Origin of the sequence: Enterobacter sp. MGH 38 (assembly GCF_000492855.1) — a bacterium.
In the GTDB taxonomy this organism is placed as follows: domain Bacteria; phylum Pseudomonadota; class Gammaproteobacteria; order Enterobacterales; family Enterobacteriaceae; genus Enterobacter; species Enterobacter hormaechei_C.
The window spans coordinates 583,159-594,410 of record NZ_KI535607.1; the positions used below are offsets into that span (position 1 = coordinate 583,159).

At 56.2% G+C, this 11,252-nt stretch carries 10 protein-coding genes; 9 read left to right on the plus strand and 1 reads right to left on the minus strand.

Going from position 1 to position 11,252, the window contains the following annotated elements; translation table 11 throughout:
• Positions 1-7: 7 nt before the first annotated feature.
• The 9 genes from agaW (at position 8) to L384_RS18095 (ending at position 10,291) form a co-directional block, all read left to right on the plus strand.
• On the plus strand, positions 8-787 hold the full coding sequence (gene agaW / locus L384_RS18135) for a PTS N-acetylgalactosamine transporter subunit IIC (protein WP_003861730.1): 780 nt from the start codon (positions 8-10) through the stop codon (positions 785-787).
• Complete coding sequence (agaE, locus tag L384_RS18130) at positions 777-1,655, plus strand: PTS N-acetylgalactosamine transporter subunit IID (protein WP_017693933.1); 879 nt, start codon at positions 777-779, stop codon at positions 1,653-1,655. Before agaW ends, agaE begins: the two co-directional genes overlap by 11 nt.
• Positions 1,656-1,672: 17 nt before the next feature.
• On the plus strand, positions 1,673-2,107 hold the full coding sequence (gene agaF / locus L384_RS18125) for a PTS galactosamine/N-acetylgalactosamine transporter subunit IIA (RefSeq protein WP_003861734.1): 435 nt from the start codon (positions 1,673-1,675) through the stop codon (positions 2,105-2,107).
• Positions 2,104-3,237 (plus strand): N-acetylglucosamine-6-phosphate deacetylase, encoded by a 1,134-nt coding sequence (nagA, locus tag L384_RS18120; protein WP_023323777.1) that lies wholly within the window; start codon positions 2,104-2,106, stop codon positions 3,235-3,237. The genes agaF and nagA overlap by 4 nt, the downstream gene beginning before the upstream one ends.
• A gap of 246 nt (positions 3,238-3,483) precedes the next feature.
• On the plus strand, positions 3,484-4,626 hold the full coding sequence (locus L384_RS18115; RefSeq protein WP_003861737.1) for an SIS domain-containing protein: 1,143 nt from the start codon (positions 3,484-3,486) through the stop codon (positions 4,624-4,626).
• 12 nt (positions 4,627-4,638) lie between these two features.
• Positions 4,639-5,511, plus strand: coding sequence for a tagatose-bisphosphate aldolase subunit KbaY (gene kbaY, locus L384_RS18110; RefSeq protein WP_023323778.1), 873 nt, complete (start codon positions 4,639-4,641; stop codon positions 5,509-5,511).
• A gap of 117 nt (positions 5,512-5,628) precedes the next feature.
• A complete protein-coding gene (malX, locus tag L384_RS18105; protein ID WP_003861742.1) occupies positions 5,629-7,200 on the plus strand; it encodes a maltose/glucose-specific PTS transporter subunit IIBC in 1,572 nt (523 codons plus the stop codon).
• A gap of 12 nt (positions 7,201-7,212) precedes the next feature.
• Positions 7,213-8,385, plus strand: coding sequence for a MalY/PatB family protein (locus tag L384_RS18100; protein ID WP_023323779.1), 1,173 nt, complete (start codon positions 7,213-7,215; stop codon positions 8,383-8,385).
• Positions 8,386-8,401: 16 nt separating this feature from the next.
• Positions 8,402-10,291 (plus strand): alpha-galactosidase, encoded by a 1,890-nt coding sequence (locus tag L384_RS18095; RefSeq protein WP_023323780.1) that lies wholly within the window; start codon positions 8,402-8,404, stop codon positions 10,289-10,291.
• A 67-nt stretch (positions 10,292-10,358) separates the two neighbouring features.
• Here the strand turns inward: L384_RS18095 and rsmI are convergent, their stop codons facing one another.
• The gene (rsmI, locus tag L384_RS18090) at positions 10,359-11,222 is read right to left on the minus strand and encodes a 16S rRNA (cytidine(1402)-2'-O)-methyltransferase (RefSeq protein WP_000809144.1); all 864 of its coding nucleotides are present in this window, start codon (positions 11,220-11,222) and stop codon (positions 10,359-10,361) included.
• Positions 11,223-11,252: the final 30 nt, after the last annotated feature.

Sequence of the window (11,252 nt, forward strand, 5' to 3'; positions counted from 1 at the left end):
ATTCACAATGGAAATCAGTCTGTTGCAGGCTTTCGCGCTGGGGCTTCTCGCCTTTATAGCGGGCCTGGATATGTTTAACGGCTTAACACACATGCACCGTCCAGTGGTGCTCGGGCCACTGGTTGGCCTGATTCTGGGCGATTTGCACACCGGAATTCTGACCGGCGGTACGTTAGAACTGGTCTGGATGGGACTCGCGCCGCTGGCGGGCGCGCAGCCGCCAAACGTGATTATCGGCACCATCGTTGGCACCACATTTGCCATTACTACAGGCGTGAAGCCGGATGTCGCCGTTGGGGTCGCCGTGCCGTTTGCCGTGGCGGTTCAGATGGGGATCACCTTCCTCTTCTCGGTGATGTCCGGCGTGATGTCCCGCTGCGATCGCATGGCGGCTAACGCAGACACCCGTGGTATTGAACGGGTCAACTATCTTGCACTGCTGGCGCTCGGCGTCTTCTACTTCCTGTGCGCATTTCTGCCCATCTACTTCGGCGCTGAACATGCGAAAACCGCCATTGACGTGCTGCCGGAACGTCTGATCGACGGTCTCGGCGTCGCGGGCGGCATCATGCCAGCGATCGGCTTCGCCGTGCTACTGAAGATCATGATGAAAAACGTTTACATCCCTTACTTCATTATCGGCTTTGTCGCCGCGGCCTGGCTGAAACTCCCGGTGCTGGCGATTGCCGCGGCTGCACTGGCGATGGCGCTGATCGACCTGCTGCGCAAATCGCCTGAACCCACGGCGCCTGCGGCCCAGAAAGAGGAATTTGAAGATGGCATCTAATCACACCACCCTGCCGGGCGTGTCTGAAAGTGAAGAGACACTGCTGACCGGCGTGAATGAAAACGTCTACGAAGATCAGAGTATTGGCGCTGAGCTAACGAAAAAGGATATTAACCGTGTCGCCTGGCGTTCCATGCTGCTACAGGCCTCGTTTAACTACGAGCGTATGCAGGCCTCCGGCTGGCTGTATGGGCTACTGCCCGCGCTGAAAAAGATCCACACCAATAAGCGGGACCTGGCGCGCGCCATGAAAGGCCATATGGGCTTCTTTAACACCCACCCGTTTCTGGTGACCTTCGTCATCGGCATTATTCTGGCAATGGAGCGTTCCAAGCAGGATGTGAACAGCATCCAGAGCACTAAAATTGCCGTTGGCGCACCGCTCGGTGGCATTGGTGACGCCATGTTCTGGCTGACCCTGCTGCCCATTTGCGGGGGGATTGGCGCCAGCCTGGCGCTACAGGGATCCATTCTTGGCGCCGTGGTCTTTATCGTTCTGTTTAACGTGGTGCATCTCGGCCTGCGTTTTGGTCTGGCGCACTATGCCTACCGAATGGGTGTCGCCGCGATCCCGCTGATCAAGGCCAACACCAAAAAGGTTGGTCATGCTGCGTCCATTGTCGGAATGACAGTGATTGGCGCGCTGGTGGCAACCTATGTGCGCCTGAATACCACACTCGAGATTAAAGCCGGGGATGCGGTCGTCAAACTGCAAACCGATGTGATCGACAAACTGATGCCCGCCTTTCTGCCGCTGGTCTACACCCTGACCATGTTCTGGCTGGTACGCCGTGGCTGGAGCCCACTGCGCCTGATTGGTATCACCGTGGTGCTGGGCGTTGTCGGTAAATTCTGTCACTTCCTGTAAAAAGCAAAGAGGTTGCGATGTTAGGCATTATTTTGACGGGTCACGGCGGTTTTGCCAGCGGGCTGCAACAGGCAATGAAGCAAATCCTCGGCGAACAGCCGCAGTTTATCGCCATCGATTTTCCGGAAAGCTCCACCACTGCGCGGCTGACCGCGCAGCTTGAGCAGGCAGTGAATGAACTGGATGCAGAGCACGATATCGTGTTTCTCACCGATCTTCTCGGCGGTACGCCGTTTCGTGTGGCCTCTACTCTCGCGATGCAGCGCCCCGGCAGCGAAGTGATCACCGGCACCAATCTCCAGCTTTTGCTGGAGATGGTTCTGGAGCGCGACGGATTAAGCAGTGAAGCCTTTCGTTTGCAGGCGCTGGAGTGCGGCCATCGCGGCCTGACCAGCCTGGTGGATGAACTTGCACGCTGTCGCGAGGAAGCGCCCGCCGAGGAAGGGATATGAGCCAGCTGCTGCGCGCGCGTCGTCTGCTTACCGGGCAAGGCTGGCTGGATGACCATCAGCTGCGTATGGATAGAGGCGTCATCACCGCCATCGAGCCGATTCCGGCAGGGGTTAACACCCGCGAGGCAGACCTGCTTTGCCCGGCATACATTGATATCCACGTCCACGGCGGCGCGGGTGTGGATGTGATGGATGATGCCCCCGACGTGCTGGACCGGTTAGCCATACATAAAGCGCGTGAAGGCGTAGGGGCGTTTCTGCCTACCACCGTCACCGCTTCGCTGGAGGCGATCCATGGCGCGTTACGGCGCATTGCCCGGCGCTGTCATGCCGGTGGCCCCGGCGCGCAGCTCCTGGGCAGCTATCTGGAAGGCCCGTACTTTACACCGCAGAACAAAGGGGCGCACCCGCCAGAACTGTTTCGCGAGCTGGATCTCGCGGAACTTGATGAGCTGATTGCGGTTTCGCAGAACACGCTGCGGGTGGTGGCGCTTGCTCCGGAAAAAGTGGATGCCCTGAAGGCGATCCATCACCTCAAGCAAAAAGGGATACGCGTCATGCTGGGCCACAGCGCCGCTACATACGCGCAAACCCTGGCCGCATTTGATGCAGGCGCAGACGGGCTGGTGCACTGCTACAACGGCATGACGGGATTACACCACCGGGAGCCGGGCATGGTTGGCGCCGGGCTTACGGACCCACGCGCGTGGCTGGAGCTTATTGCCGACGGGCATCACGTTCATCCTGGAGCCATGCGGCTATGTTGTTGCTGCGCGAAGGATCGTACGGTGCTGATTACCGATGCCATGCAGGCGGCGGGTATGCCTGATGGGGGCTATACGTTGTGTGGTGAAAATGTCGAGATGCAGGGCGGCGTTGTCCGCACGGCCTCGGGCGGGCTGGCGGGCAGCACGCTCGCACTGGATGCCGCCGTGCGAAATATGGTGGAGCATACGGGGGTCGCCCCAGAAAACGCTATCCATATGGCCTCGCTGCATCCCGCCCGTCTGCTCGGTATGGATCACCTGCTGGGATCGTTAGCACCAGGCAAACGCGCCAATATTATTGCGCTCGATGCGGGTTTACACCTCCGGCAGATCTGGATCCAGGGTCAGGCTCTTTCCCTGTAGCCCCTTCACAGTGTGCTCTGTTGGCCTTACGGAAGACGATCGTAAGGCCTTTCTTTTCCTTTCCTTGATCTTCGCCTTTCCTTTCGCGATCACACTTTTCGTTTTATTTCTTTTTCGCCATTGAACTTTCGATTTCTTTTCTATAGATTTTCTTTAACTGCTAAAGTAAACAAGTGAAACGAAACGAAAGATAGCGACACATTTGCCAGCGTCTGATGTGGAATTCACACGACTAAGGACTGAGTTATGCCACAAACCACTACCACCACCGGCACCTGGACCGAAAAAGAGATCCGCCAGCAGCCAGCCAGCTGGCTTCGCTCGCTCAACAATATTGATAATCTGCGCGCGTCGATCGACAGTTTTCTGACGCCACTGTTGCGCAAGCCCGATCTGCGGATCGTTCTGACCGGCGCGGGTACGTCTGCTTTTATCGGCGACATCATTGCGCCATGGCTTGCCAGCCACACGAGAAAAAATATCACCGCGATACCTACGACCGATCTGGTCACCAACCCGATGGATTACTTCAGCCCTGCGCACCCGCTGCTGCTGGTCTCTTTCGCCCGTTCTGGCAATAGCCCGGAGAGCGTCGCTGCCGTTGAGCTGGCGAATCAGTTTGTTCCGGAGTGCTACCACCTGTCGATCACCTGTAATGAAGCGGGCAGCCTGTATCAGAATGCCGTCGACAGCGATAACGCCTGCGCTCTGCTCATGCCAGCCGAAACGCACGATCGCGGGTTCGCGATGACAAGCAGCATCACCACCATGATGGCGAGCTGCCTGGCAGTATTCGCACCGGAAACGATCAACAGCAAAACGTTCCGCGACGTGTCCGATCGCTGTCAGGCGATCCTCACGTCGCTTGGCGATTTCAGCCCCGGCGTCTTTGGTAACGAACCGTGGAAACGCATTGTTTATCTGGGCAGCGGTGGATTACAGGGCGCCGCACGGGAGTCAGCGTTGAAGGTGCTGGAGCTGACCGCCGGCAAGCTGGCGGCATTCTACGATTCGCCAACGGGTTTCCGTCACGGGCCTAAGTCGCTGGTGGACAACGAAACGCTGGTCGTCGTGTTTGTCTCCAGCCATCCGTACACGCGTCAGTACGATCTGGATCTGCTCGCCGAGCTGCGACGCGATCGTCAGGCTATGCGCGTGGTAGCCATTGCAGCCGAAACGGATCCGGTCATTGAAGCTGGCCCGCATATCCTGCTGCCGCCTTCCCGTTCATTTAACGATATGGAGCAGGCGTTCTGCTTCCTGATGTACGCCCAGGTCTTCGCACTGACCCAGTCTCTGCACGTTGGCAATACGCCGGATACGCCATCCGCCAGCGGTACGGTTAACCGTGTGGTCCAGGGCGTCGTTATTCATCCGTGGCAGGCTTAAGAGGACAGGCTCATGAGTATTATTTCTACCAAATATCTTTTGCAGGACGCACAGGCGAAGGGCTATGCCGTTCCGGCCTTTAACATCCATAACGCCGAGACGATCCAGGCGATCCTCGAAGTCTGTAGCGAAATGCGATCGCCGGTGATCCTCGCGGGTACGCCGGGGACGTTTAAACATATTGCGCTGGAAGAGATTTACGCCTTGTGCAGCGCGTATTCCCTTACTTATGACATGCCGCTGGCGCTACACCTCGATCACCACGAATCGCTGGACGACATTCGCCGCAAAGTCCATGCCGGCGTACGTAGCGCAATGATCGACGGTAGCCATTACCCCTTCGAACAAAACGTCAAGCTGGTGAAATCGGTCGTCAATTTCTGCCACCTCAACGACTGTAGCGTCGAGGCCGAACTGGGCCGACTGGGTGGGGTGGAAGATGACATGAGCGTCGACGCCGAAAGCGCGTTCCTGACCGACCCGCAGGAAGCAAAACGCTTTGTCGAACTGACAGGCGTGGACAGCCTCGCCGTCGCCATCGGTACCGCGCACGGTCTCTATACCAAACGCCCAAAAATCGACTTCCAGCGGCTGGCCGAGATCCGCGAGGTAGTGACAGTGCCGCTGGTGCTGCATGGTGCAAGCGATGTGCCGGATGAGGATGTGCGCCGCACCATTGAGCTGGGCGTCTGCAAAGTTAACGTCGCAACAGAGCTGAAAATCGCCTTCTCTGACGCAGTCAAAGCCTGGTTTGCCGAGAACCCACAGGGCAACGATCCGCGCTTCTACATGCGCGTCGGCATGGATGCCATGAAAGAGGTGGTCAGAAGCAAAATCACCGTTTGCGGCTCGGCGAACCGGCTGCTGCTTCCGGCTGAAGCCTGAACCCATCGCGCATAACGCTAGTACCTAAAAAAATAACTATAAGCCTCGCAAATATGAAGGCGCGTCCTTAAGCCGGACAGCGCCTTCCATTATCCTAAAAATCCGAGGAGTCCCTACATGACACAGGAAAAGTCGTTTAAATCGAAAGCGTGGGAGTTTTTCCAGAGCCTGGGAAAGACGTTTATGTTCCCGGTCTCGCTGTTGGCCTTTATGGGGTTGTTGTTAGGTATCGGTAGTTCTGTCACCAGCCCTTCCACCATCAAAAGTTTTCCCTTTCTGGGCGGCGAGTTAACGCAGCTCACCTTTGGTTTTATCGCCATGGTCGGCGGCTTTGCTTTTACCTATCTGCCGCTGATGTTTGCCATGGCGATCCCGATGGGCCTTGCCAGACGTAATAAAGCGGTGGGCGCTTTTGCCGGATTCGTTGGCTACATGCTGATGAACATGAGCATCAACTACTACCTGACCGCCACCCACCAGCTTGCGGACGCCGCCACCATGAGACAGGTGGGACAATCCATCGTGCTTGGTATTCAAACGCTGGAGATGGGCGTGCTCGGCGGCATTGTGGTAGGGGTGATCACCTACTTCCTGCACGAACGCTTCCAGGACACGGTGCTGCACGACGCGTTTGCCTTCTTTAGCGGCATTCGTTTCGTACCGATTGTTACCGCCCTCACCCTGTCGCTGGTCGGCTTGTTCATCCCCCTGCTGTGGGAATATGTGGCAATGGGCATTGCCGGGATTGGTCATATCATCCAGAGCACCAGCGTCTTTGGGCCGTTCCTGTATGGCGTGGGCGTACTGCTGCTCAAACCTTTTGGCCTGCACCACATCCTGCTGGCGATGGTGCGCTTCACCCCGGCGGGCGGCATTGAGATGGTTAACGGCCAGGAAGTGGCCGGTGCGCTGAACATTTTCTACGCCGAGCTGAAAGCCGGCCTGCCGTTTAGCCCGCACGTTACGGCATTTTTATCGCAAGGGTTTATGCCGACCTTTATCTTCGGCCTGCCTGCCGTGGCTTACGCTATCTACCGCACCGCGCGTCCGGAAAACCGTCCGGTGATTAAAGGGCTGCTGCTTTCTGGCGTGCTGGTTTCAGTTGTCACGGGTATTTCAGAGCCGATTGAGTTCCTGTTCCTGTTTATTGCCCCTGTGCTTTACGCGTTTCATATCGTTATGTCTGGCCTGGCGCTGATGGTGATGGCGCTTCTCGGCGTCACTATCGGCAACACCGACGGCGGCATTCTGGATCTGCTGATCTTCGGCGTCATGCAGGGGATGTCGACCAAATGGTATCTGCTGTTCCCGGTGGGTATGGCCTGGTTTGCTATCTACTTCTTCGTCTTCCGCTGGTACATCCTCAGGCACGATATTAAAACGCCGGGCCGTGAGGTTGACGCGCAGGGTGCGCTCCAGGCGGTGGAAGCCAATACCCGGGCACGTGGAAAATCAAAATACGATCATGGGCTTATTCTTCGCGCGCTTGGCGGTAAAGAGAATATTGAGTCGCTCGACAACTGCATCACCCGCTTACGTCTGGTGGTGAAAGATATGGGGCTTATCGACCAGCAGGCGCTGAAGGCCGCGGGCGCCTTGTCAGTCGTGGTGCTTGATGCCCACAGCGTTCAGGTGATCATCGGCCCGCAGGTGCAGAGCGTCAAATCCGGCATTGAAGCCTTAATTTAACAGGGGGACGTTGTGTTTGATTTCGACAGAATCATTGAGCGTAAAAGCGATAAATGCCGTAAATGGGATCATGAGTTTGTGTGCTCGCGTTTCGGTGATGTCCCGGAGGGATTTATCCCGCTGTGGATAGCAGACATGGATTTCACCTCGCCACCCGCCGTGATTGAAGGCTTCCAGCGCATCGTGGAGCATGGCACCTTCGGTTACACCTGGTGCTTCGACGAATTCTACGATGCGGTCATCGCCTTCCAGCGCACCCGTCATCAGGTTGAGGTGCATAAGTCATGGATCACCCTGACCTACGGCACCGTTTCCACGCTGCACTATACGGTTCAGGCGTTCTGCAAACCCGGCGACTGCGTGATGATGAACACCCCGGTGTATGACCCGTTTGCGATGGCGACACAGCGACAGGGCGTGCGGGTGCTTGCAAATCCGCTGAGCGTGAAGGAAAACCGCTATCACCTGGATTTTAATCTGATTGAAGTTCAGCTCAAAACTCACCGTCCAAAACTGTGGTTCTTCTGCTCGCCGCATAACCCTTCAGGCCGAATCTGGCGCGCGGATGAGATACGCCAGGTGTCCGATCTCTGTAAGCGCTACGGCACGATTCTGGTGGTTGATGAGGTTCACGCCGAGCACATTCTGGACGGTACATTCGTCAGCTGTCTGACTTCGGGCTGTGCCGCCCAGGACAACCTGATTGTGCTGACCTCCCCCAATAAAGCGTTCAACCTTGGCGGGCTAAAAACATCCTACTCGATAATTCCAGACGATTCGCTGCGCCAGCGTTTCCGCCAGCAGCTGGAGAAGAACTCCATTACCTCGCCCAATATCTTCGGCGTGTGGGGAATTATTCTGGCCTATCAGCAGGGTCTGCCATGGCTCGACGCGCTGAATGGTTATCTGCGCGGCAATGCCCGCTACCTTGCGGATGCCATCCAGACCCACTTCCCTGCATGGAAGATGATGAACCCGGAGTCGTCATATCTCGCCTGGATAGACGTCAGTGCGGACGATCGCAGTGCGACGGCGCTAACCCAACATTTCGCCAAACAGGCTGGCGTGGTCATCGAAGATGGCAGCCACTACGTACAAAACGGCGAAAACTACCTGCGTATTAACTTCGGCACCCAGCGCTACTGGCTGGAACAGTCCATCAACCGAATGCTGAAGCATTACTGATAAGGATCTTACCCCGATGAAAAAAATGCTCACTCTCTCGCTGCTGGCTCTCTGCGTTTCTCATGGCGCGGCGGCAGCAAACTACGCGCTCAGTAACGACAATATTGCCCTTTCGTTTGATGATGCAAATGCAACGGTAGTAGTAACGGACAGCAAATCTAACCATCCGCTCACGCCCCAGGAGCTGTTCTTTCTGACGCTGCCGGATGAAACAAAAATCCACACCGCTGATTTCAAAATCAAGCACGTCGAAAAGCAGGACAATGCGATAGTCATCGACTTTACGCATCCGGATTTTAACGTAACGGTGAAACTGAACCTGGTGAAGGGAAAATACGCCAGCATCGGCTACACCATCGCCGCCGTCGGGCAGCCGCGGGACGTAGCGAAAATTACCTTCTTCCCGACGAAGAAGCAGTCTCAGGCACCTTACGTTGACGGGGCGATTAACAGCTCGCCAATCGTGGCCGACTCGTTCTTCATCCTGCCAGACAAACCGATTGTGAATACTTACGCTTATGAAGCCACCACGAACCTCAACGTGGAGCTGAAAACGCCAATTCTGCCTGAGACACCGGTTAGTTTTACCACCTGGTTCGGCACTTTCCCGGAAACTAATCAGCTGCGCCGCAGCGTAAACCAGTTTATCGATGCCGTGCGTCCGCGGCCTTATAAGCCTTATCTGCACTACAACAGCTGGATGGACATCGGTTTCTTTACCCCTTACTCCGAGCAGGATGTCATTGGGCGGATGGACGAATGGAATAAAGAATTTATTGCCGGACGCGGGGTGGCGCTGGACGCGTTCCTGCTGGACGATGGCTGGGACGATCGCACCGGACGCTGGCTTTTTGGCCCGGCATTCAGCAACGGTTTTGGCAAAGTCAGGGAAAAAGCCGACAGCCTGCACAGCTCGGTTGGGCTGTGGCTTTCTCCGTGGGGCGGATACAACAAGCCGCGCGATATTCGCGTCTCGCATGCAAAAGAGTATGGTTTTGAAACCGTAGACGGCAAGCTGGCGCTGTCGGGGCCGAACTATTTTAAAAACTTTAACGATCAGATCATTAAGCTGATCAAAAACGAGCACATTACCTCGTTCAAGCTCGACGGAATGGGTAACGCCAATTCGCATATCAAGGGCAGCCCATTTGCATCGGATTTTGACGCATCCATTGCCCTGCTGCACAACATGCGCAGCGCAAACCCGAACCTGTTTATCAACCTGACCACCGGCACCGACGCCAGCCCGTCCTGGCTGTTCTATGCTGATTCAATCTGGCGTCAGGGCGATGATATCAACCTGTACGGCCCCGGCACGCCAGTGCAGCAGTGGATGACCTACCGCGATGCCGAAACCTGGCGATCCATCGTGCGCAAAGGTCCTCTGTTCCCGCTGAACTCACTGATGTACCACGGGATCGTCAGCGCAGAGAACGCTTACTATGGACTCGAGAAAGTGCAAACAGACAGCGATTTTGCCGATCAGGTCTGGAGCTACTTCGCAACCGGAACTCAGCTTCAGGAGCTGTACATCACGCCGTCCATGCTGAATAAGGCGAAGTGGGATACCCTGGCGCAGGCGGCGAAATGGTCGCGTGAGAATGCCAGCGTGCTGGTGGATACTCACTGGATTGGCGGTGACCCAACTTCGCTTCAGGTTTACGGCTGGGCCTCATGGAGTAAAGACAAAGCGATTTTTGGCTTACGCAACCCGTCGGATAAGCCGCAACGTTACTACCTGGATTTAACCAAAGATTTTGAGATCCCGGCAGGAGAGCGTTCGCAGTTTACCCTGAAAGCCGTGTACGGCAGTAATTCGACCGTACCAGAGGAGTATAAAAACGCTGTGGTAATTACGCTGCAACCGCTGGAAACGCTGGTGTTTGAGGCGATGCCGGGGAAATAGTGAGGCTCTGACACGGTGTAGACCGGGTAAGGCGAAGCCGCCACCCGGCAAAACAGGCGGCAGGGGCTTACTCCCCCTGCTGCTCCAGCGCATATTTATACAGTGCATTTTTCTTCACGCCGTGGATCTCCGCCGCCAGCGCCGCCGCTTTTTTCAGGGGGAGTTCAGCCTGTAGCAGAGCCAGCGTACGCAGCGCATCGGCAGGCAGAGCGTCTTCCTGCGCTTTGTGCCCTTCAACAATCAGCACCATTTCGCCCTTGCGGCGGTTTTCATCCTCTTTCACCCACGCCAGCAGTTCGCCAACCGGCGCACCGTGAATGGTTTCCCACGTTTTGGTCAACTCGCGCGCCAGCACCACGTAGCGCCCTTCGCCCCAGACGGTCACCATATCTTCCAGGCTTTCCAGCAGACGGTGAGTTGATTCGTAGAAGATCAACGTACGCGGTTCAGCTTCCAGATCCTTTAACACATCGCGACGGCCTTTGGATTTAGCAGGCAGGAAGCCTTCGTAGCAGAAACGATCGGATGGCAGACCCGCAGCGCTTAACGCCGCAATCGCCGCGCACGGCCCGGGCAGCGGCACAACGCGGATGCCTGCTTCACGGCAGGTGCGTACCAGATGGTAGCCCGGATCGTTGATCAGCGGCGTTCCCGCATCGGAGACCAGCGCGATGTTCTGCCCTTCTTTAAGCTTCGCCACCAGCGTTTCGGCTTTTTGTTGCTCATTGTGATCGTGCAGGGCAAACAAACGGGCGTTAATGGCAAAGTGTTGTAGCAGTAAACCGGTATGACGGGTGTCTTCAGCAGCAATTAAATCAACAGCTTGCAATACGGTGAGCGCACGTTGGGTAATATCAGACAAATTCCCGATAGGAGTAGGTACAATATAAAGCTGGCCTTGAGAATTATCTGCCGTTTCGTGTTGTTTCATTGTTTCGTCCGTATTGCCGATTTAATATTG

What these genes read in the sequence shown, in the direction of transcription:
- malX (WP_003861742.1), top strand. Translation starts at nt 5,629, where the DNA reads ATGACACAGGAAAAGTCGTTTAAATCGAAAGCGTGGGAGTTTTTCCAG.
- agaE (WP_017693933.1), top strand. Translation starts at nt 777, where the DNA reads ATGGCATCTAATCACACCACCCTGCCGGGCGTGTCTGAAAGTGAAGAG.
- L384_RS18095 (WP_023323780.1), top strand. Translation starts at nt 8,402, where the DNA reads ATGAAAAAAATGCTCACTCTCTCGCTGCTGGCTCTCTGCGTTTCTCAT.
- agaF (WP_003861734.1), top strand. Translation starts at nt 1,673, where the DNA reads ATGTTAGGCATTATTTTGACGGGTCACGGCGGTTTTGCCAGCGGGCTG.
- rsmI (WP_000809144.1), bottom strand. Translation starts at nt 11,222, where the DNA reads ATGAAACAACACGAAACGGCAGATAATTCTCAAGGCCAGCTTTATATT.
- nagA (WP_023323777.1), top strand. Translation starts at nt 2,104, where the DNA reads ATGAGCCAGCTGCTGCGCGCGCGTCGTCTGCTTACCGGGCAAGGCTGG.
- L384_RS18115 (WP_003861737.1), top strand. Translation starts at nt 3,484, where the DNA reads ATGCCACAAACCACTACCACCACCGGCACCTGGACCGAAAAAGAGATC.
- agaW (WP_003861730.1), top strand. Translation starts at nt 8, where the DNA reads ATGGAAATCAGTCTGTTGCAGGCTTTCGCGCTGGGGCTTCTCGCCTTT.
- kbaY (WP_023323778.1), top strand. Translation starts at nt 4,639, where the DNA reads ATGAGTATTATTTCTACCAAATATCTTTTGCAGGACGCACAGGCGAAG.